Here is a 20,932-nt window from a genome sequence, read left to right on the forward strand (position 1 = left end):
CGATAATGGGCGCATGAGGCGTACGCCGGATGCCAGCACTTTCGACGGCCGGACCTTCGCGCGCGGGCTGAGCACCGCGCCGGGGGTGTACCGCATGCTCGCCGCGGACGGCACGGTGCTGTACGTCGGCAAGGCGCGCGCGCTGCGCAACCGGGTCGGCAGCTATTTCAACGCCACGCCCAAGACGGCGCGGACGATGGCGATGCTTGCCCAGGTGGCGCGGATCGAGGTCACGGTGACCCGCACCGAGGCCGAGGCGCTGCTGCTCGAGAACCAGCTGATCAAGTCGCTGCAGCCGCGTTACAACGTGCTGCTGCGCGACGACAAGAGCTATCCCTACGTCCTGCTGACCCAGGAGCCCTGGCCGCGGCTGGCCTTCCACCGCGGCCCGCGCACGGTGCCGGGCCGCTATTTCGGCCCGTACCCGAGCGCGGCCTCGGTGCGCGAGACGCTGAACCTGATGCACAAGCTGTTCCGCCTGCGCAGCTGCGAGGACAGCGTGTTCCGCAACCGCAGCCGGCCCTGCCTGCAGCACCAGATCGGCCGCTGCAGCGCACCCTGCGTGGGGCTGGTGCCGGCGCGTGAATACGACGAGGCGGTGCGGCGCGCGGCCATGTTCCTGGACGGCCGCAGCGAGGAACTGGGCCAGGAACTGACCGCGGCCATGGAGGCGGCGAGCGCGCGCCTGGACTTCGAGGAGGCCGCGCGCCTGCGCGACCTGATCGCCACCATCCGCAAGCTGCAGGCGCGCCAGTACGTGGACGGCCAGGCCGCCGACCTCGACGTGCTCGCGGTGGCGATGCAGCGGGCCACGGCCTGCGTGCTGCTGCTCGCCTTCCGCGACGGGCGCAACCTCGGCACGCGCGCGTTCTTCCCCAAAACCAACGGCGAGGAGAGCGCGGAGGAGGTGCTGGCGGCGTTCGTCTCGCAGTACTACGCCGAGCAGACCCCGCCGCGCGAGATCGTGCTCGACCGCGAGATCCCCGACCGCGAACTGATCGAGCAGGCGCTGGGCGAGGCTGCCGGCCGGCGGGTGCAGCTGCGCTGCAACGTGCGCGGCGAGCGCGCCGGCTACCTCGACCTGGCCCGGCGCAACGCCGAGCTGGCGCTCGCCACCGAGCTGGCCAGCCACAGCGCCCAGCAGGCGCGGCTGGAGTCCCTGCGCGAACTGCTGGGTCTGGCCGAGCCGCCGCGCCGGATCGAATGCTTCGACATCAGCCACACCCTGGGCGAGGCCACCGTCGCCTCCTGCGTGGTGTTCGACGGCAACGGCCCGCTGCGCGGCCAGTACCGCCGCTACAACATCGCCGGGATCGAGCCGGGCGACGACTACGCCGCGATGCAGCAGGCGCTGGAGCGCCGCTTCCGCAAGGCAGCGGAGGAGGGCGGGGTGCTGCCCGACCTGTTGCTGATCGACGGCGGCAAGGGCCAGCTCGCCCAGGCCCGGGCGGTGCTCGGCGAGCTGGGGGTGAGCGGGGTCTGCATGGTCGGCGTGGCCAAGGGCGAGGAGCGCCGGCCGGGCCACGAAACCCTGGTCCTGCCCGACGGGCGCGAACTGCGGCCCGGCGCCGCCTCCCCGGGCCTGCAGCTGATCCAGCAGGTCCGGGACGAGGCCCACCGCTTCGCGATCACCGGCCACCGCGGCAAGCGCCAGAAGGCGCGCGCTACGAGCCGGCTCGAGGACATTCCCGGCATCGGGCCGCGCCGCCGCGCCAGCCTCCTGCGCCATTTCGGCGGGCTGGCCGGCCTCAAGGCGGCCGGCGCCGAGGAGATCGCCCGGGTGGAGGGCATCAATGCCGCCCTCGCGCACCGCATCTATGCCACCCTGCACGGGTTGCCGACACCGACCACGGAACGCGACGGATGAAGCTGACCGTCCCCACCCTGCTGACCCTGCTCCGGATCCTGCTGATCCCGGTGCTGGTGCTGGTCTTCTACCTGCCGTACCGCTGGACCAACTTCGCCGCGGCGTTCGTGTTCGCCGCCGCCTCGGTCACCGACTGGCTGGACGGCTGGATCGCCCGCCGCTATGGCCTGCATTCGGCTTTTGGCGCCTTCCTCGACCCGGTGGCCGACAAGCTGATGGTGGCCACCGCCCTGTTCCTGATCGTGCAGCACCATCCCACCCCGTGGATGGCGCTGTGGGCGGCGGTGATCGTGGGGCGCGAGATCGCGGTCTCGGCGCTGCGGGAGTGGATGGCCGAACTCGGCCAGCGGGCCAAGGTGGCGGTGGCGACGGTCGGCAAGGTCAAGACCATCGTGCAGATGGTGGCCCTGACCCTGCTGCTCTACCAGGAACCGTGGCTGGGGCTGCCGATCTTCGCGATCGGCGAGTGGCTGCTCGCGGTCGCGGCGCTGCTGACCCTGTGGTCGGGCTACGAATACCTGCGGGCGGCATGGCCATCGCTGCACGCGCAGGAACGGGAGCAGTTGCAGGAGCGCGCACAGGAGCGGACGGGTGTTGACAGCGCCCCGGCGCCCCGTAAAATGGCGGGCTCCACGCGGGAATAGCTCAGTTGGTAGAGCACGACCTTGCCAAGGTCGGGGTCGCGAGTTCGAGTCTCGTTTCCCGCTCCAGATTCAGCCACGAAGCCCCGCTCGCGGGGCTTCGTCGTTTCCGGGGCTCGCCGCCGGAACCGGCCCGCACCGGTTCCCGCCGCGGCCCGGATGTGGAAAAATCGCCTCGTCGCTCCGTGTCACGGCCTGGTGGCAGAGTGGTTATGCAGCGGACTGCAAATCCGCGTACGCCGGTTCAATTCCGACCCAGGCCTCCATCTTCGACCGCGCTCCGGCGCGGTTTTTCTTTGCCGTTGGCGTAAGCTGCCCCCGGGCCCGGATGGCGGAACCGGTAGACGCAGGGGACTTAAAATCCCCCGGCCGCATGGTCATGTGGGTTCGAGTCCCACTCCGGGCACCAGCCACCGCCGCAAGGGGGCCGCGATGTCCCGTTACGCGTTGTACCTGGCGAGCGTGCTGCTGGCGCTGCTGAGCGCGGCACTGGCACCGCTGGAGCGCGCGTGGTGGTGGGGCGTGGCCGGGTTCGGGCTGCTGGCGCTGGCGGGCACGCTCGACCTGCTGCAGCGGCGCAGCACGCTGCGGCGGAACTATCCGATCCTGGCCCATTTCCGCTATGGCCTGGAGTCCATCGGCCCGGAGATGCGGCAGTACTTCATCGAGCCCGACACGGCGGAGGTGCCGTTCTCGCGCCAGCAGCGCGCCCTGGTGTACCAGCGGGCCAAGTCGGTGAACGACACGCGCCCGTTCGGCACCCTGCACGACGTGTACGGCACCGATTACGAGTGGATCAACCATTCGCTGCGGCCGGCGGCGATCGAGTCGCACGATTTCCGGATCCCGGTCGGCGCCGGGCGCGCGCAGCCGTATGCGGCCAGCGTGTTCAACATCTCGGCGATGAGCTTCGGCGCGCTCTCGCCCGCGGCGATCCGCGCGCTGAACCGGGGGGCGGCGCTCGGCGGCTTCTACCACGACACCGGCGAGGGCTCGATCTCGCCCTACCATCGCGAGCATGGCGGCGACCTGGTGTGGGAGATCGGTTCTGGCTATTTCGGCTGCCGCGACCCCGACGGCAGCTTCAGCGAAGCCCGTTTCACCGAGGCCGCGCGCGACCCGCAGGTGAAGATGGTCGAGGTCAAGCTCTCGCAGGGCGCCAAGCCCGGGCATGGCGGGGTGCTGCCGGCGGCCAAGGTCAGCGCCGAGATCGCGGCCACGCGCGGCGTGCCGATGGGCCGCGACTGCGTCTCGCCGGCCGCGCATTCGGCGTTCTCCACCCCGCGCGAGCTGCTGCTGTTCGTGGACCGGCTGCGCACGCTGTCGGGCGGCAAGCCCGCCGGGTTCAAGCTCGCCATCGGCCATCCGTGGGAGTGGTTCGGCATCGCCAGGGCGATGCACGAGACCGGCGTGCTGCCGGACTTCATCGTCGTGGACGGCGCCGAGGGCGGCACCGGCGCGGCGCCGGCGGAGTTCATTGACCACGTCGGCATGCCGATGCACGAGGGCCTGCTGTTGGTGCACAACACCCTGGTCGGGCTGAACCTGCGCGAGCGCATCCGGCTGGCGGCGGCGGGACGGATCATCAGCGGCTTCGACATCGCCCGCACCATCGCGCTCGGCGCGGACTGGTGCAATGCCGCGCGCGGGTTCATGTTCGCGCTGGGCTGCATCCAGGCGCGCAGTTGCCACACCGACCGCTGCCCGAGCGGCGTCGCCACCCAGGACCCGCGCCGCTGGCGCGGCCTGGACGTGGCCGACAAGGGGCAGCGCGTGCACCGCTTCCACCAGAACACCTTGCGCGCGTTGCGCGATCTGCTGGGCGCCGCCGGCCTGCGCCATCCGCAGGAACTGGGGCCCGAGCACATCCTGCGCCGGGTCTCGCCGACCGAGGTGCGTTCGCTGGCGGCGCTGTACCGCTTCCTCGAGCCGGGCGAACTGCTGCGCGGGGTGCCGGACGAGCCGGTGTTCCGGCAGTACTGGGAGGAATCGAGCGCCGAGGCCTTCGCGCCGCCGCCGCGGGTGCTGGCGCTGCGGGCCAGCCGCTCGCTGTGACGCCGCTTCAGTCGAGCAGTTCGAGCACGCGCTCGGGCGGGCGGCCGATCACCGCGCGGTCGCGGTGGACCAGGATCGGGCGTTCGATCAGGCGCGGATGGCGGCACATCGCCGCCAGCAGCGTGGCCTCGTCGGCGTCGGCCAGGCCGAGCTCGGCGTAGTCGGATTCGCCCTTGCGCACCAGCGCGTGCGCGGCCAGGCCGAGCTGGCGCAGCAGGGTGCGCAGCTCCGCCTCGCTCGGGGGATGGGCGAGGTAATCCACGATCTCGGGTTCCAGGCCACGCTCGCGCAGCAGGTCGAGCGCGCCGCGGGACTTGGAGCAGCGGGGGTTGTGCCAGAGTTTCATCGTCGTTGGTTCGGAGTGGGGACGGTCCGGTGGCCATGCGCTACCCTGTGCCGGATCGGCCGGACGGACTCCGCATGCTTCCCGTCATCCTCTCCGGCGGCTCGGGCACGCGCCTGTGGCCGCTTTCCCGCGAAGCGTACCCCAAGCAATTCCTGCCCCTGGTCGGCAGCGACTCGCTGCTGCAGGCCACCTGGCACCGCGTCGCGCCGCTGGCCACCGCGGCGCCGCTGGTGGTGGCCAACGAGGAACACCGTTTCATGGTCGCCGAGCAGTTGCGCGAGGCCGGCTGCGAAACGGGCACGATCCTGCTCGAACCGGTCGGGCGCAACACCGCCCCGGCGATCGCGGTGGCGGCGCTGGAGGCGATGGCGCTCGGCGGCGATCCGCTGCTGCTGGTGCTGCCGTCCGACCACGTCATCGCCGATGTGGCGCGGTTCCACGCAGCGGTGCGGCAGGCCCGGCCGGCGGCCGAGGAAGGGCGGCTGGTGACCTTCGGCATCGTCCCGGCCGGACCCGAAACCGGGTACGGCTACATCCGCGCCGCCGCCGGCGAGGGCGTGCGCGCGGTGGAGGCTTTCGTCGAGAAGCCCGACGCGGACACCGCGGCGGGCTATGTGGCGTCCGGCGCCTATTTCTGGAACAGCGGCATGTTCCTGTTCCGCGCCTCGCGCTACCTGCAGGAGCTGGCGCGGTTCCGGCCGCAGATGCTCGCCGCCTGCCGCGAGGCGCATGCGAAAGCGCGCCGCGACCCGGATTTCGTGCGCCTGGACCGCGAGGCATTCGCCGCCAGCCCGTCCGACTCGATTGACTACGCGGTGATGGAGAAGACCGATGCCGCGGCGGTGCTGCCGCTGGCCGCCGGCTGGAACGACGTGGGCAGCTGGTCGGCGCTGTGGGCGATCGCCGGCCAGGACGCCGACGGCAACGCCCACCGCGGCGACGTGATCGCACAGGACTGCCGCAACACCCTGGCCTGGAGCGACGGGCGCCTGCTGGCGCTGCTCGGGCTCGACGACGTGGTGGTGGTGGACACCGCCGACGCGGTGCTGGTGGCGCGCAAGGACCGGGTGCAGGACGTCAAGGGCATCGTCGCCACGCTCAAGCAGCGGCAGCGACCGGAAGCCGCCGTGCACCGCCGCGTGTACCGCCCCTGGGGCAGCTACGACGCGGTGGATGCCGGCGAACGCTTCCAGGTCAAGCGGATCACGGTCAAGCCCGGCGCCGCGCTGAGCCTGCAGATGCACCATCACCGCGCCGAACACTGGGTGGTGGTCAAGGGCACGGCGCGGGTCACGTGCGGCGACGAGGTGCTGCTGCTGTCGGAGAACCAGTCCACCTACATCCCGATCGGCGTGCGCCACCGGCTCGAGAACCCCGGCAAGGTGCCGCTGGAACTGATCGAGGTGCAGTCGGGCAGCTATCTGGGCGAAGACGACATCGTGCGCTACGACGACGTGTACGGGCGCGGCTGAGCCGCGGAACGGAGGGGCGGCATGGACATCGGCAAGGTGCGGATCGGGGTCGTCGGCCTGGGCTACGTGGGGCTGCCGCTGGCGGTGGCGTTCGGCCGGCAGTTCGAGACGGTCGGCTTCGACATCGATCCGGCGCGCGTGGACGAGCTGCGCCGCGGGCACGACCGCACCGGCGAGACCGCGCCCGCCGAGCTGGCGACGGCGCAGCGGCTCGCGCTCACCACCGGGCTGGAGGCGCTGCGCGACTGCAACGTGTACATCGTCACCGTGCCCACCCCGGTGGACGAGGCCAACCGTCCCGACCTGGAACCGTTGGAGCGGGCGAGCACCATGCTCGGGGGCGTGCTGGCGCGTGGCGACGTGGTGATCTACGAAAGCACGGTCTATCCGGGCACCACCGAGGAAGTCTGCGTGCCGCTGCTCGAGCGGCATTCGGGGCTGCGCTACAACCAGGATTTCTTCTGCGGCTACAGCCCGGAGCGGATCAACCCGGGCGACCGGCAGCGGCGCCTGCCCGACATCGTCAAGGTCACCTCCGGCTCGACCCCGGAGACCGCCGAGTTCGTGGACGCGCTCTACCGCCGGATCATCGTCGCCGGCACGCACAAGGCCCCGAGCATCCGGGTCGCCGAGGCGGCCAAGGTGATCGAGAACACCCAGCGCGACGTCAACATCGCGCTGGTGAACGAGTTGGCGATGATCTTCGACGCGATGGGCATCGACACCCAGGACGTGCTCGCGGCGGCCTCGACCAAGTGGAACTTCCTGCCGTTCAAACCGGGGCTGGTGGGCGGCCACTGCATCGGCGTGGACCCGTACTACCTGACCCACAAGGCCACCGTGCTTGGCTACCACCCCGAGCTGATCCTGACCGCGCGCCGGATCAACAGCCGCATGGGCCTGTTCGTGGCGCACCGGGTGATGCGCCTGATGGCGCGCAAGCGGATCCACGTGGTCGGCGCGCGCGTGCTGGTGCTCGGGCTGACCTTCAAGGAGGACTGCCCGGACCTGCGCAACACCCGCGTGGTGGACATCGTGCGCGAACTGCACGCGGCCAATGCCGAGGTGGACGTGCACGACCCGGTCGCCGACCCGGCCGAGGCCGAGGCCGAGCTCGGCCTGCGCCTGCTGGCCGAACCCGAGGCGGGCGCCTACGACGCGATCGTGCTCGCGGTGGCGCATGGCGCGTTCCGCCAGGCCGACGTCCGCCGCTGGGGCAAGCCCGGATGCGTGGTCTACGACGTCAAGTCGGTGCTCGACCGCGGCCTGGTGGACGGCCGCCTGTGAAACCGGCGCCGGCCGGCTTGCCCGGCCGGGCGGAGGCCGGCTAGAATTTGCCTCCCTCGGGCGGTTAGCTCAGTGGTAGAGCACTGCTTTCACACGGCAGGGGTCGCAGGTTCGAAACCTGCACCGCCCACCAGGAAACCTAAGAGAATCAATGGTTTATTAGAGGCTCGGCTCACCCGCCGGGCCTCTTTTTTTGCCTAAAATCGGGCCTGGTTGTCCCCATTTTGTCCCCGGTGTTGGCCACTGCCGACAGCTGCTGTCCGGTGCAGCCTGCTGCTGCGACCTGGCTGTCCCCGTTTTGCCTCGGGATAGGCGCAGCGGGCTCGAGGGCGCGGGGCGCGGTGAGGGTAGGGGCGACGCCCCGCTCTTCGTGTTCGGCACCCCCGGTCTTCGTGTTCGGCACCCCCGGTCTTCGTGTTCGGCACCCCCGGTCTTCGTGTTCGGCACCCCCGGCGCGGCGCTCGGAGCGGTGGCGCAACCTGCTGTTTTTTCTGTGCTTTTTCGCCGTTCTCGGCAGGCGCCGGCGGGCGCCTCTTATCTTTTGCGATCCATAAGAGATCTCTTAGGAGACTCTCTTATGGATCGCTTAGGCGATGCCGCCTACGCTGCGCGTGGCGGCCGGGGCGCTTGATGCGCCCGGCGCGCCATGCTCGCGGGCGGCAAAGGCAGGGGCTGTGCGGCCGGCACCTTCTGGAACCGTTCCAAGGGCCCCACCCCCAACCCCCGCCCCGAAGTCGCCGTCAGACCCCTACACCCGCACCGACACTGTGCAGGTTCCGAAAAGGGTAAAAAGGGTATATTTCACCTATCCCAACCCGCCAGAGCGTCTCATGACCCTCCCCCTCAAGCTCGACGCCATTGAAGACTTGCCCCGCACGCCGGCCTCCGACGTCAAGAAGCTCGGCTGGCGCGGCGTCATGAAGGCCATCGGCCGCAGGGGCAAGGTTGTGGTGACCAACCACAATGAACCCGAGGCGGTCATCCTCTCGACCGAGGAATACGCCGCAATCCTGCGTGCCCTGCGTGAGGCCGCCGCGACACAGGCGTCGGCGCTCGATGAGCTGCGTCACCGCTTCGACGAGCGCCTGGCGTTGTTGCAGGCTGCCGATGCGGGCGAGCGCCTGCGCTCGCTGATGCGTGGGCCGGCCAAGCTCGGTGGCAAGGTCAAAGTCGGGGCCAGCCATTGAGGGGCCGCCCCGTTCTCCATGTCCTCGCCGGGGTCAACGGGGCGGGCAAGAGTTCGATTGGTGGCCATCTGCTCGCGCAGATGGGACTGACGTGGTTCGACCCCGACGCATTTGCGCGCGAACTGATGAACGCGACCGGCTGCGAGCAGGCCCATGCCAATGCGGTCGCGTGGCAGGAGGGCATGCGGCGCCTGGACGAGGCCATCGCCACCGGCGCGCATTACGCCTTCGAGACCACGCTGGGTGGCCGCACCGTTCCCGCCCGGATCAAGGCCGCATCCAAGACGCATGACGTGCAGATGTGGTTCTGCGGCCTGGCTTCGCCGGATTTGCATGTAGCGCGCGTCAAGGCCCGTGCCGCCCTAGGCGGGCACGACATTCCCGAGGCCAAAATCCGCCAACGCTACCCGGCTGCGCTGGAGAACCTGATCGCGCTCATGCCCTGTCTGGCGCACCTGAAGGTGTACGACAACAGCGCCGAAGCCGCTGCGGACGGCGCGATTCCCGATCCCGTGCTGGTCGCTGAGATGGTGTCTGGCAAGCTCGTCTGGCCTGCCGATGTCGCATCGCTGCGGAACACGCCAGATTGGGCCAAGCCGCTGGTGGAGGCGGCGCTGTCGATGCAGTGACGGCGTGCGCGCGCACGCGCGCAAGTGCACGCGTGCCGGCATGCTCGCGAGGGTGCCCGCCCGCCGCGGTCTGCTGCCGCAGCGCCATGCCGCAGTCGCGCAACTGGGCAGGTTGCAGGGATGTTTAGGTCGGCGCAAAAAATGCGACTCTGGTCGCGAAATGCTGTCCGTGCGCCCGTGATATGCTCGGCGCGCGCCGACGCCGCTGCCACCGGCGCATATGCCCGCCCGCCGCGGTCCGAGAGGACCGCGCAATGCAGCACACGATCCACGCTGATCCCGCCGCTGTGGTTACCGCCGCAGCGGTGGCGCAACTCGTTGCTGCGCTGACCGCGCAGCACGGCCCCACGCTCGACATCGAAGCAATGGCTGGCTTGCTGGGCGTGACACCCAGCACCCTGCGTTCCCGCCGATCGCGCCGGGGCGACATCCCCGACCCGATCCCCTGCACATCGCCCACCCGGTGGTCTGTGGTGGCCGTGGCGTACTGGCTCGCCGGCGTCCCGGCACCTGATGCCGCACCGAGTGCTGCGCCGGCGCCACGCCGTCGTGGGCGGCCCCGCAATCGGCCGCGCCTGGTGGCAGGGGGTGAGGCATGACTCCGGCATCACCCCACCTCGGCCAGACCGACATCCGGCGCCTGGCCGGCGCCTACGGCTTGGAGCCCGCTGAGGTCGAGGCGATCGCGTGGATCGCCGCGGCGGAGATCACCGCGCGGCTCGGTGAGCCGACGCCGCCAGAGCGGCTGCTGCGCCGCACGGTCGCGGCACGCTGCCGCGCCGCCGGCGCACGACTGGTGCCGCTGGCAGACGGCGCCCCTGAGTCCGCCACCGATGACGATCCGCTGGCCTGGCTGCTTGCGGCCGAGGCCGCCGCGGCCGCAGGCGTGGATGTCGCGGTCGCCGACGCGCCGGATGCGCGCGATCTGGCGCGCCGTGCGGGCCGGTGCGAGCGCACGGCGCGCCGGTGGGCCGCGCGTGAGCGGCAGCGTGCCGCTTGGGCCATCGGCGAGCTGTGGGCGGGGGTGGCGGCATGACCATGCCCACCCCCGAGATGCTGCGTGTCGCGGCCGGCGCAGGCCTATCAGGCGGCGCGGCAGCAGTCTGGCTGGCACTGGCCGCCGCCGCAGCCGAGCGGCCCGATGGCATCGCAGCCTTGGGCGATTCGGCCCTGGCGGCGGCGACCGGCCGGGGCAGCGCGACGATCGCACGCGCACGCCGCGAGCTCATCGCGGCCGGCCTGGTCGAGCAGGTGGCACCTGGCGGCACATCGCGCGGCGGCCAGCGCACCCCGGCGGCATATCGGCTCATCGCGCGGTGGCAGGCGGCCATCCAGCCCACTGCCGGAGACCGACCTCGAGCCCCCGCGCCGCCCCCAAGCAACGTGCACCACGGCGTGCTGGCACGCGATGCCGGTGATCGCGCGTGGATCGCAGCCGCGGTCGCCGCTCACGGCGCGACGGCGGTCGAGGCCGTGGCTGCTGAGTACACGGCAGCCCACGGCGCGCCGCCGCTGCCCTCGCGGCTGCGTGGACGGCTGCCGCTGCGCCCTCAGGTCCCGATCTCGGCTCCGACGCCAGCAGCGGCGCATCCGCCCGCTGCCGAGGTGATCGCCCGTTTCCGGCCGGCGCGGCCGGCAGATCCGGCCCATGTCGCCGCGCAGCTGCACGCGATCCGCGCCGAGCTGGCGGGGCGGTCGCGGTGAGCACGGCGTGTCCGCCATGACGCGATATCCCGATACGCACACAGGAGGATCCATGACGCGGATGCTTGGCTACTTGATGACTTTCGCAGCCGCGGCGGCGGGTGCTAGTCGCCTGCACCACGAGGTGCAGGCGCTCGCCGATCAGTACGTCCGCGGCATCGCGGTGGCCGTGGCGCAGGTCCGCTCTGGGGCTGCGCCGGTGGAGCCCGGCTGCGAGCACCAGCTCGCCGCGGCGGCGGCCGATGCGCACGAGGCAGTGCGCGCATGCCTCGGGCTGCGGCACGAGCGCGAGGTGCCTCATGCCCCGTGACCTGCGATCCCTCGCCCAGACGATGCTGCGGCGCCCGCTGCTGCTGGTACTGGCGACGCTCGGCCTGCTGTTGCTCGGCGCGCTGATCCTCGGCGTGATCGGTTCGGCCGCGGCGCCGCCGGTCGTCACGCCTGAGCCGACCCGTCAGCCCGCAGCACGACCGGCCGATGCACCGGCCCCGCCAGCGTCTGCGCCGCTACAGGCGCCGGTCACCGCGCAGTCCACGGCGCCCAGCCGCCCGCCACCGATGCCGAGCGCGCAGCCGTCGGTGCAGTCCACGGCGAGCGACAGCACCGTCATGCTGCGGGCAGCGGCGCTGCCGCTCGAGGCGCTGCCGGCGCCAGAGCCCGGCTACGAGGAGATCGTCGAGCAGTCGCCTGACGACGGGCAGACGTGGGTGGCCATCGCACATCGCACGGTGCCGGGCCACGGGCTGGCGGCGATAGACGCCGCCGCCGCGCGTGATGCTGCCGACATCGCCGATGAGCGCGACATCCGCATCCGCCGCATCGGCTGGGCGCGCATCGAGGACGGTGGCGAGATCGTCGCCGTCGCGCGGATCGCGAACCCGGCGTTCCCGTGGGGGTACGGGGCGGGATGCGCTGTGATGGTCTCCGGCGTCGCCGTCGCTCGCGCGAGGCCCGGCGCGACCGCCAGTGCTGCCGTCGGGCTGGCGCGCGGCTGGCATCCGCTCGAGCTCGCATGCGAGCGGCTGCGCGGTCGCTGGACAGCGACGCTCGCGCTGCGCAGTCAGCGCGACGAGCTGCCGGTGGTGCCGGCGCTCTTTCTGCCGCCGCGTGGCGGCGGAGACCCGCCATGACGCCCGACATCCAGCGCATCGCCGGACGTCTGCTGCTCGGTGCGCTGCTGCTGACGCTATTGTTGCGCGTGCTCCCGTGGCTGCTGCTCGCCGCTGTGGGGCTCTTCGGCGGCGCGGCGCTGTTGCTGGTGCTGCGGCCGGGCCCGCCGTGGCTGGCGCTGGCCGCCGAGTACATCGCCGGCCGCCGTGGCTGGCGCCTGGCTTGGGCATCCCTGGTGTGGGGGCTGACTGTGGGCGGGGGCGGGTACCTGCTCGTCGCCGGCCTCGCGCAGGTCGCCAGCGGCGAGCTCGGCCACGGCCTAGCCCGCTTCGCGGCCGGCCTCGCACTGACAGCGGTGGCGATAGCTCCCCCCTACATCCACTCCGGGAGACAGGACATGCCCGACTATCTGCAGTTGCTCGGCCCTGGCGGGCTCGATGCCGTGCGGCAGGCGCTCGATGGTGTAGCCGTCGCGGCACCCATGACCGCCCCGGCAGATCTCGCCGCGCGGCTGTGCGCGCGCGTCCTCGGTCAAGACGACATCATCGAGGACGTGGCCGCCACGGTCAGCCGGCGCCTGCGCCTGCGTCGGCCGGGTAGGCCGGTCTGCGTGCTGATGTTTGCCGGCGCCACCGGCGCCGGCAAGACCGAGCTGTGCAAGGCACTGGCCGACGCGCTGGACGTGGAGCTCGTCCGAGTAGACGGCAATGAGATGACAGACGCCCACTCCGTGCAGCGGCTGATCGGCGCGCCGCCGGGGTATGTCGGCTCCGACCAGGGCGGCCAGCTGACTGGCGCCATCGCCCGCGCTCGCCGCGGCGTGCTGCTGCTCGACGAGATCGAGAAGGCACACCCGCGGGTCATGGACGTCCTGATGGGACTGCTGGATGAGGGCCGCCTGACCGAGCAGAGCACCGGTACGACGGTGGATGCCCGCGATTTCGTGGTCGTGATGACGACCAATGCCGCCCACCAGGACATCGCGGCGATCGCGCGCGACGAGCCGGATCCAGTGGCGAGGGCGGCGCGGGTCAAGGACGCGCTGCTGCGCTACTTCCGGGCCGAGCAGCTCGCGCGCATAGACGCGATCTATCCATTCCGGCCGCTCGACTTCTGCGCCCGGGTGGCGCTAGTGCTGCTGCTGCTCGCGCGCTTCGCGCACGAGGCCGGCGTCGAGATCGCGCCCGGCGGCGTGGATCCGCGAGCGGTGGCCGAGGCGCTGGCGGCGCAGGCCAAGGTCGCAGACTACGGCGTGCGCGAGTTCTCGCGGGCGCTTGAGGCGGCGGTGATGGACGGGCTGCTCACGGCCCGCGAGGCCGGCGCGCGCCAAGTCCGGATCGGGGTTGGCGGCGACGGCCGGATCGTGGTGCAGGCGGATCGGGTGACGCGGTCAGCGCTCTAGCGATGTCCGCGGGGTGCGGATATGGGGCATCCATGATGGAGATCTCGCGATGCGCCTGTCCGCTCTCGTTCTGTTTGCCGCGCTTGCGCTGGCGGTGTCCCCCCGTGTCGTTGCGGCCGAGCCGGCCCGGTCGGCGGTGACAGCGATTGGCGTCCACCTGTGGACGCACCATGTGGACGGTCGCGCAGGCTGCCTGCGGCACGCCGACGGCTGGGGGTGGTACGTGTACCCGTGCCGCGACCGGACGCCGGGCCTCTACGTCCGACTCGCTGATCGCTGGATCGTCGGCGGCTACGAGAACAGCATCGGCCGCACGAGCGTCTATGCCGGCCGCACCTGGACGATGGTGGAGGTGCTGGATGGGCGCGTGGCGCTCGACGTAGCGCTCGGCGCGGTGACCGGCTACGACCGGGCCAGCGTCGAGCCGATGGTGGCGGCCTCGGTGCGCGTCGCGCTGGGCGAGCGGGTGGCGCTGCGCCTGCTGCCGATCCCGAGGATCCCGAGGCGCACCGAGACGGCGGCGGTCCATGTGGCGGTGGAGGTGCGGTTGTGATTTCGCGCGCCCTCGTTGTTGACTTGCCGTTTTCGCCCGCGCCCACGCTGTATCTGTGGCGGGATGCGGGTGCGCACTCCGTCCGTGCCGGTCTCGTCGAGGACGGGCACGTCGTCATCGCCAGCACCGGCACAGCCGAGCTCCTACACAACGGCGCAGAGGTGGTGTCGCTGCTGCGTGTGGGCGAGGTGGAGGTACCGCTGCAGCCTGAGGCGGCCGATGCTGTGCTGGCCTGGCTCCAGGACGGCCTGGCCGGGCAGGAGGGCGCTGCATGAGCCGGCGCACCTACGCCGAGGAGGGCCTGATCGGCGCGCTGTTCGGCGGCGCTGCGGGCGCCGCCGTCGCGCTGGGGGTGTTCGGTCTTGGGGGGGGGGCCGAGGCGCTGCTGACCGCGCTAGGTCGGCCGCCGCGACCGGAATGGGCCCACTGGTGGGCAGCAGCCTCACCCCTGGCACGCATCGGGGCCGCCATCGGCCCGTGGATGGCGCTCGGCTGCGGGCTGGTGGGAGCGGTGATCGTCGGCTGGCTGCTGGCACGCCAGGCAGACGAGTGGCACGTGCGCGGGCTGGTGTACGACCCCGACCCGGAGAGCTTCCGCTCGGCGCTGGCGCAGGCCGAGCGGACGCACTTTTCGGCCGCGCAGGCGGCCGGCACGGTGACCGGCCTCGAGATCGGGGGCGTGGAGCTGTCACGCGCTCGGGAGACAGCGCACATGCTGGTGGTGGGCCTGCCCGGCGCCGGTAAGACCACCCTGCTGTACGCGATCGTCTCCCAGGCGCTCGCCCGAGGGGATCGTGTACTGGTCCACGACCCCAAGGGCGACTTCGTCGCCGAATTTTCCGCCGGGTTGCCGGCTGAACGCGTGGCCCTGCTGGGCCCGTGGGACGCACGGGCCCGCCCGTGGGACATCGCCGCGGACGTTGCCACGCCCGCGGCGGCCGACCAGCTCGCTCGCGCCTGCTTTCCCCGCGAGGACGCGGGCGCCAACCAGTTTTTCGTTCATGCAGCGCGAGAATTGCTCGCCGGCCTGATCCGCAATCTGCAGCAGCGTGGCGCCCCGTGGGGGTGGGCCGACCTCGCTGCACTGCTCAGCGGTGGGCCGGAGGCCATCATCGTGGCGGCCCACGTCGGCAACCCGCTGTGCCGGGTGCAAGTGCCCGACGCCGCGCATCCTGGCAGCCGCGCCGTGCTGGCTGAGCTAGCGACGGGGGCGGCGTGGATGCCGGGCTATGCCGGTGCGTTTGCGCCGACTGCGGCGCCGTTCTCGGTTCGCCGCTGGGCGCTGGGGCAGTCGCCCGAGCGCCTGGTGGCGCTGAATGCCGATGCCCGCTACTCGGCCCGCGCCGAGCAGGTGTTCGGCGGGCTGCTGGCGGCGCTGGCCGATGCTGTGGCGAGTCCGGCCATGCCCGAGCGGGCGCCCGATGCGCCGGGCATCTGGCTGGTCGTGGACGAGCTGCCGCAGCTATCGCCGGCAGCCCAGGCGGCGCTCCTGCGCATCGAGGAGATGGGCCGCAGCCGCGGCGTTAGAGTAATCAAGGCGCTGCAGGATCCGGCGCAGCTGCGCGCCCAAGCGGGCGCAGACAAGGCCGAGGCGGTGAAGTCCATGCAGCAGACCCGTGTCTATCTGCGTCTGGCGACGGCGGCCGCAGCCGCCGTGTGCAAGGACTTGGGAGATCGTGAGATTGAGCGCCTCGAGTTCCCGCTGACCACGGGCCAAGGCAACAAGCGGATCATCCGCGAGCGCGCACCCGTGCTGCGGGTGGACACGCTGATGGGGCTGCAGGTGCTGCGCGACCGGACGCCGGGCGTCGAGATGGTGGTCAGCATCGGTGACCGCCTGGGCAGGCTGATCCAGCCGTTCCCGGCGCGGCCGGCCGTGACCGCCCCTGCGCAGGTGCCCAACCCGCGATGGGATGCCGTGGCGCCGCCTGTCTTGCCGCCGGCCGACCCATCGGCGACTAGTACGACTGCCCCTGTGCCAGAGGCCGTGCACGACGGGTCGCGTGCCGAGCCCGGCGGCGATGCGCCGGTGCCGGCGCCGAAAGGTGGGCATGACGACCCCCTGGCAGACTGGTGATCGCCGTGCGCACCGTGCTGAAGCTGATCGTGGTCGCCATACTCGCGGCCATCGCATATGTGTACTACGGGCTGGTATTCCCGGCGGCGTTGGCCGCCGTGGTGGCGGTAGTGTTGTTCGGCGCGCTGGCGGTGGCGGCGCTGACCGGTCGGATCCCCTGGCGGCTGTTGCTCGCGGGTGGGCCTGTGGTGGCGGTCTGGCCGGCCGGGGCCCTGCTGGCGGAGTGGCTGATTGCGGCGGGCGGCCTCACCCCACGCTGGGGGCTGGCAGCGGGATGGAGCTGGGTGCTGCCCCTGGCAGCACACAAGATCGAGGCGGCTCTCGCCGAGAGGCGCGACCGCGCCCGCGACTTGGGCGGGCTGGTGATGGGGTCTATCTGCCTGTACCTGGTGGTGGTGCTGGGTCTATACCGGCCCGATGCGGCCGGTGCCGCCGCGGCGGCCCTCGGGACTGCGGCGGCGACGCTGACGGTGCGGGAGCACCTGCTGCTCGGTCCGGCACCTCGCGCCGTGCTGGCCCTGGTGGCCGGTCTCGCCGGGCTGAGTGCGGCCCTGCTGGGTCTCCGCGCATGGCTGTCCTGACCGCCTAGGCCGCCGGCGGGCAGGGCGGGACGGTCGCCGCCGTCCTGCATTCGGCCCTATCGGGCCGAACCCCTCCCTTCCCCGGCCGCTGTGCGGCCGGGGCCCCGTCGGGGCCGGGCGCCCGGTGCGGCCGGCCGGCGGCGCCATGGCGATGGCGCGGGCGGTCGCAGGTCAGCAGGGTCAGCAGAGGCTACTCCTGCTCCGCAGTGAGTCCTCGCGTGCGCTCGGAGCACACCCTCCGCACCCTGCGGTGAGCGCACGCGCTGCCGCGCGAACTCGCAGCGCCGGCCATCGGCGTGCAAGTCGTTGGCGCCGCGCGCGAACTCGGGCGAACTCGCAGGGCGGCGCGGGGGCGTGTCCGCAGACAGCGGATATGTCTGTTGCGAGCGTCGCGAACTCGCAGCGCCGGCCATCGGCGTGCAAGTCGTTGGTTTCGCGCGCGAACTCGCGCGAACTCGGGAGGGCGCATGCCATTGGCAACGAAGACGACACATCTCCCGGCCGAGCTACTCGGCCAGGTCGAGCGCTACGGCGCTGTGCGGGGGCTGTCCACCTCGGGCGCCATCCGGGCGCTGGTGGAGGTGGGGCTGCTGGCCGTGGCGCAGGCTGAGCGGCGCGAGGCCGAGGCCGAAGCGCTGGCCGAACTGCTCGGTGACCGGCTGGCGGCGGTCGAGGGGCGCCTGGCGGCACGGCTGGACACCGCGCTGACCCGGCTCGACCGGGTGCGCGATGCGATCATTGGCCTGCCCTGTCGGGGCAGGGAGCGCGGCTAATGCTCTCCTACGCGAAGATCCGCTCGCCGCAGTCGGCGGCAGCCTACTTCGCCCGCTACTATGCCGCCGACGAGGCGCACCAGCGCGGGGAGCCGCCTGGCCGGTGGTTCGGTGCCGCGGCTGGTGCGCTCGGTCTGGCGGGCGAGGTACGCCGTGCCGACCTGGAGCGAGCCCTGGAGGGGCGGCACCCGCTCACAGGCGGGCCGCTGGGCGCGGTCGGCCGCAACCACGTCGCCGGACACGACCTGACGTTTTCGGCCCCGAAGTCGGTCTCCACGGTCTGGGCTGTGGCCGATCCGGACCTCCGGGCGCGGATCGAGACCGCACACGAGCGGGCCGTGGCAGCCGGGCTCGGCTACATGCGCCAGTACGGCATCCGCTGCCGTCTCGGTCGTGGCGGGCGTACCCTGGCCGCGGCCGAACCGATCATCGCCACATTCCAGCACTCGACCAGCCGCGCCAACGACCCACAGCTGCACACCCACTGTGTGGTGCTCAATCGAGCCCGTGGCCCGGCTGGCGATTGGCGCGGCGTGGACATCGACCTGCGGGCGGTGCACGCCGCAGGCGCGGCGTATCGCGCCGAGCTGGCGCGCGAGCTGCGGGCGCTCGGCTTCGGGGTTGAGCGCGTCGGTCAGCGCGGCGAGTGCGAGCTGTCGGGCGCACCGGCCGAGCTGATGCGCCGCTGGTCCACACGCCGCGGTGACGTGCTGGCCGAGCTGCGCGAGATGAGGCGCAGCGATGCCGCAGCGGCCGAGACTGCTGCGGCCGTGTCGCGACGCGGCAAGGAGAGCCCCGACCGCGCAGCGAATTTCGTGCGCTGGGCGGGTGAGGCGGCCGAGCACCGGTTCGACGCTGTCGCTGCTCGTGAGTTGGCCGCCCGCGGGCAGGCCCTCGAGCGCGATCATGCCGTGCAGGCCACTGACGAGGAGATCCTCGCCCGCGCGATGGGCAATCGCGTGGCGGTCGAGGCGGAGACCATCCGCCGCGAGGTGATGCGCGAGGCGGTTGGCCGCATCGGCGTGGGCGAGGCGCTGGCGCAGGCCGAGCGGATCCTCGCTGGCATGGTGCGGGTCGAGCGCGAGGACGCACGGGGGCGGATGGTCGAGAGGTGGACGACGCGCGAGCTGCTCGAGCGCGAGCGCCGGATGCTGGCCGACGCCGCACGGCTGGCAGCGGATCGGCATCACGCCCTCGCGCGTGAGGCGGTCGAGGCGCAGATCGGCCGGGCAGGCCTGCGCGGCCAGCAGGCGGACATGGTGCGTGCGCTCACGGACGAGCGCGGGCTGGCCAATGTGCAGGGGTGGGCCGGCACCGGCAAGACCTACACTGTGGCGCAGGTGGCCGAGCTGTACCGCAGCGCCGGCTACGAGGTGCGGGGCTGCGCGGTCGCCGGCCGTGCCGCGCAGGAGCTGCAGGCGGCGGGCATCGAGAGCACCACGATCGCGCGCCTGAGGCTGGATCTCGCCGCTGGGCGGACAGAGCTCACGGCACGCACCGTGCTGGTGGTGGACGAGGCGGGGATGCTGGGCAGCCGCGACGCAGCAGATCTCTACCGGCGTGCGGCCGACGCCGGAGCCAAGATCATACAGATTGGGGATACGCGCCAGCTTGCGCCGGTGGAGGCCGGCGCGCCGTTCCGCGACGTGCTGCGGGCGCACGGCGGCCTAGAGCTGTCTGAGGTGCGGCGCCAGGCAGACGAGCGCGACCGCGCGATCGCGCGTGCTGTGCGCGAGCAGCGGCCGGAGCACGCACGCGCCCTGATGCAGCAGGGCGCGCAGTGGCACGTGTCGCCGACAGTGGTCAGCGCCATCCGCGAGATGGCGCGGGCCTACGCCGACGAGCGGGCTGCGGGCCGCGATGCGCTGATGGTGGCCTCGCTCAGGCGGGACGTCGCGCGCCTAAATGAGGAGGCGCGGGCAGCGCTGCGGGCGCGTGGCGTCCTCCGCGGCGAGGAGGTAGCGGTGGCGACCGCCCAAGGGGAGCTGAGGGTCGCCGCTGGCGACTGGGTGGTGTTCACGGCGCGTTGCGCCGCGCTCGGCGCGGTCAACGGCACCAGGGCCGAGGTCGTCGAGGCATCGCCCGAGCGGCTCCGGCTGCGGCTCGCTGACGGCCGAGAGCGTGACCTGCGCCTGTGGGCGGCGCCAGATCTCGACGAGGTACACGAGCGCGCCGAGCGCAGCGAGCGCCGCGTCGCCGAGCTGATCGAGCGGCGCGAGCGGCTGCGCGAGGCGCTGGCGGCGGCCGGCGTCGAGCAACGGCGGAGGCTGGTCAGCGAGCGCGAGACGCTCGCACGCGAGTTGAGCGCCGCGCGGCGCGAGCTGCGCGCGGCCAAGGCGGTGATGCTCCGAGCGGAGGCCGAGCACGGCGCCGCGCGGAGCCTGGTGCATGGCCATGCATCGACGATACACCGAGCCCAGGGTGCCACCGTCCGGGGAGCAGAGCAGGGGGGCGGCACGGTGCATGCGCTGTTGCGCGACCACCGCATGCTCGACAGCAATGCTGCCTACGTGGCTCTGTCCCGCAACACGGGTCAGGCCCACGCCTACGTATCCCGCGCAGAGGAGGACGGCGCAGTCGAGCGCCTGCGCGAGGCGGCGCGCCTCGAGAGCCTGGCCGACTATCGCCCGGTGCCGGATGCCCATCCCGAGCGCACGATCGAGCCGATCGCGGACGTGCTGCGCTCTCTGCGCGAGAGCGACGACCCGCGGGCGCATCACCTCGCCGAGGTGACCGACGGCTGGCTGCGCCACGCCGAGGCTCTGCGCGAGGAGGCCGAGCGCTGGGGCGACCCGGAGGGGCGGCTCGCTGCCGACCGCGAGGAGGCGGCAGCGTGGGGCGCGTTCGCGGGCTGGCGCTCTGAGCTGGTGCGCGAGCCGCCCCCGGCCAGCGGCGAGCCGGCCCCGCCCGCGCCGCGTGGCGAGCGCGAGGCGGGCGAGCTGGGCGGTGGCGCGCCTACGCCGGAGCACGACTGGGGGCATGCGCGCTGACCGGCCGCCGCGCCGCACGAATAACGCTATTCGTGCCTGATGACGTTATCGCGATTCTGATCGCGTTATCCGCGATAACGCGATTCGCGCGCAATAGCGTTATCGCGCCCTGATCGCGTTATCTGAATAACGCCATCGCGGCGGCATAGCGTTATCCCGGCGTCGCCGCCGGAGGCGGCCGCGAGCGGGCCGCCGGCGGCCTGGATGGCCGCCGCAGTGCATGGACGCACGCCCGCCGCGGAGCGGCAGGGAGTGGGC

The 20,932-nt window shown here is 72.3% G+C and carries 19 protein-coding genes and 4 tRNA genes; 22 read left to right on the forward strand and 1 reads right to left on the reverse strand.

Going from position 1 to position 20,932, the window contains the following annotated elements; translation table 11 throughout:
* Positions 1 to 13 precede the first annotated feature (13 nt).
* The 6 genes from uvrC to FPV26_RS09605 all read left to right on the forward strand — a co-directional run bounded on the left by uvrC (position 14) and on the right by FPV26_RS09605 (position 4,563).
* A complete protein-coding gene (gene uvrC, locus FPV26_RS09580) occupies positions 14 to 1,867 on the forward strand; it encodes an excinuclease ABC subunit UvrC (protein ID WP_147653667.1) in 1,854 nt (617 codons plus the stop codon).
* On the forward strand, positions 1,864 to 2,511 hold the full coding sequence (gene pgsA, locus FPV26_RS09585) for a CDP-diacylglycerol--glycerol-3-phosphate 3-phosphatidyltransferase (RefSeq protein ID WP_147653668.1): 648 nt from the start codon (positions 1,864 to 1,866) through the stop codon (positions 2,509 to 2,511). Before uvrC ends, pgsA begins: the two co-directional genes overlap by 4 nt.
* Positions 2,502 to 2,577: transfer RNA gene (locus tag FPV26_RS09590), tRNA-Gly, on the forward strand. The genes pgsA and FPV26_RS09590 overlap by 10 nt, the downstream gene beginning before the upstream one ends.
* Positions 2,578 to 2,700: 123 nt before the next feature.
* Positions 2,701 to 2,774, forward strand: a tRNA-Cys gene (locus FPV26_RS09595).
* Positions 2,775 to 2,830: 56 nt separating this feature from the next.
* Positions 2,831 to 2,917, forward strand: a tRNA-Leu gene (locus FPV26_RS09600).
* A 23-nt stretch (positions 2,918 to 2,940) separates the two neighbouring features.
* On the forward strand, positions 2,941 to 4,563 hold the full coding sequence (locus FPV26_RS09605; protein ID WP_147653669.1) for an FMN-binding glutamate synthase family protein: 1,623 nt from the start codon (positions 2,941 to 2,943) through the stop codon (positions 4,561 to 4,563).
* 7 nt (positions 4,564 to 4,570) lie between these two features.
* Here the strand turns inward: FPV26_RS09605 and arsC are convergent, their stop codons facing one another.
* Positions 4,571 to 4,909, reverse strand: a complete 339-nt coding sequence (arsC, locus tag FPV26_RS09610; RefSeq protein WP_147653670.1) for an arsenate reductase (glutaredoxin) — start codon at positions 4,907 to 4,909, stop codon at positions 4,571 to 4,573.
* A gap of 74 nt (positions 4,910 to 4,983) precedes the next feature.
* Here arsC and FPV26_RS09615 point away from each other — a divergent pair, with 74 nt between their 5' ends.
* The 16 genes from FPV26_RS09615 (at position 4,984) to mobF (ending at position 20,674) form a co-directional block, all read left to right on the forward strand.
* The gene (locus tag FPV26_RS09615) at positions 4,984 to 6,381 is read left to right on the forward strand and encodes a mannose-1-phosphate guanylyltransferase/mannose-6-phosphate isomerase (RefSeq protein ID WP_147653671.1); all 1,398 of its coding nucleotides are present in this window, start codon (positions 4,984 to 4,986) and stop codon (positions 6,379 to 6,381) included.
* Between the two features lie 21 nt (positions 6,382 to 6,402).
* Positions 6,403 to 7,668, forward strand: coding sequence for a nucleotide sugar dehydrogenase (locus FPV26_RS09620; protein ID WP_147653672.1), 1,266 nt, complete (start codon positions 6,403 to 6,405; stop codon positions 7,666 to 7,668).
* A 58-nt stretch (positions 7,669 to 7,726) separates the two neighbouring features.
* Positions 7,727 to 7,801 (forward strand) — tRNA-Val (locus FPV26_RS09625).
* A 697-nt stretch (positions 7,802 to 8,498) separates the two neighbouring features.
* Positions 8,499 to 8,855, forward strand: coding sequence for a type II toxin-antitoxin system prevent-host-death family antitoxin (locus FPV26_RS12655; protein WP_181952619.1), 357 nt, complete (start codon positions 8,499 to 8,501; stop codon positions 8,853 to 8,855).
* Positions 8,852 to 9,484 (forward strand): ATPase, encoded by a 633-nt coding sequence (locus tag FPV26_RS09640; RefSeq protein ID WP_147653674.1) that lies wholly within the window; start codon positions 8,852 to 8,854, stop codon positions 9,482 to 9,484. Before FPV26_RS12655 ends, FPV26_RS09640 begins: the two co-directional genes overlap by 4 nt.
* A 595-nt stretch (positions 9,485 to 10,079) precedes the next feature.
* Positions 10,080 to 10,520 (forward strand): hypothetical protein, encoded by a 441-nt coding sequence (locus tag FPV26_RS09645; RefSeq protein WP_147653675.1) that lies wholly within the window; start codon positions 10,080 to 10,082, stop codon positions 10,518 to 10,520.
* The gene (locus FPV26_RS09650) at positions 10,517 to 11,188 is read left to right on the forward strand and encodes a hypothetical protein (protein WP_147653676.1); all 672 of its coding nucleotides are present in this window, start codon (positions 10,517 to 10,519) and stop codon (positions 11,186 to 11,188) included. Before FPV26_RS09645 ends, FPV26_RS09650 begins: the two co-directional genes overlap by 4 nt.
* 52 nt (positions 11,189 to 11,240) lie before the next feature.
* Positions 11,241 to 11,498 (forward strand): hypothetical protein, encoded by a 258-nt coding sequence (locus tag FPV26_RS09655; protein WP_147653677.1) that lies wholly within the window; start codon positions 11,241 to 11,243, stop codon positions 11,496 to 11,498.
* Positions 11,488 to 12,318, forward strand: coding sequence for a hypothetical protein (locus FPV26_RS12660; RefSeq protein ID WP_181952620.1), 831 nt, complete (start codon positions 11,488 to 11,490; stop codon positions 12,316 to 12,318). The genes FPV26_RS09655 and FPV26_RS12660 overlap by 11 nt, the downstream gene beginning before the upstream one ends.
* Positions 12,315 to 13,700 (forward strand): AAA family ATPase, encoded by a 1,386-nt coding sequence (locus FPV26_RS09660; RefSeq protein WP_181952621.1) that lies wholly within the window; start codon positions 12,315 to 12,317, stop codon positions 13,698 to 13,700. The genes FPV26_RS12660 and FPV26_RS09660 overlap by 4 nt, the downstream gene beginning before the upstream one ends.
* A gap of 172 nt (positions 13,701 to 13,872) precedes the next feature.
* Positions 13,873 to 14,253 carry a hypothetical protein gene (locus FPV26_RS09665; protein ID WP_147653679.1) on the forward strand — a complete coding sequence of 127 codons (381 nt, stop codon included), beginning with the start codon at positions 13,873 to 13,875 and terminating at the stop codon, positions 14,251 to 14,253.
* The gene (locus FPV26_RS09670; RefSeq protein WP_147653680.1) at positions 14,250 to 14,528 is read left to right on the forward strand and encodes a hypothetical protein; all 279 of its coding nucleotides are present in this window, start codon (positions 14,250 to 14,252) and stop codon (positions 14,526 to 14,528) included. Before FPV26_RS09665 ends, FPV26_RS09670 begins: the two co-directional genes overlap by 4 nt.
* Positions 14,525 to 16,330 (forward strand): type IV secretion system DNA-binding domain-containing protein, encoded by a 1,806-nt coding sequence (locus FPV26_RS09675; protein WP_147653681.1) that lies wholly within the window; start codon positions 14,525 to 14,527, stop codon positions 16,328 to 16,330. The genes FPV26_RS09670 and FPV26_RS09675 overlap by 4 nt, the downstream gene beginning before the upstream one ends.
* A 5-nt stretch (positions 16,331 to 16,335) precedes the next feature.
* Positions 16,336 to 16,911 carry a hypothetical protein gene (locus FPV26_RS09680; RefSeq protein ID WP_147653682.1) on the forward strand — a complete coding sequence of 192 codons (576 nt, stop codon included), beginning with the start codon at positions 16,336 to 16,338 and terminating at the stop codon, positions 16,909 to 16,911.
* A 467-nt stretch (positions 16,912 to 17,378) separates the two neighbouring features.
* Positions 17,379 to 17,684 (forward strand): hypothetical protein, encoded by a 306-nt coding sequence (locus tag FPV26_RS09685; RefSeq protein ID WP_147653683.1) that lies wholly within the window; start codon positions 17,379 to 17,381, stop codon positions 17,682 to 17,684.
* Positions 17,684 to 20,674, forward strand: a complete 2,991-nt coding sequence (mobF, locus tag FPV26_RS09690; RefSeq protein WP_147653684.1) for a MobF family relaxase — start codon at positions 17,684 to 17,686, stop codon at positions 20,672 to 20,674. The genes FPV26_RS09685 and mobF overlap by 1 nt, the downstream gene beginning before the upstream one ends.
* Positions 20,675 to 20,932: the final 258 nt, after the last annotated feature.

This window comes from Vulcaniibacterium gelatinicum (assembly GCF_008033445.1).
In the GTDB taxonomy this organism is placed as follows: Bacteria; Pseudomonadota; Gammaproteobacteria; order Xanthomonadales; family Xanthomonadaceae; genus Vulcaniibacterium_B; species Vulcaniibacterium_B gelatinicum.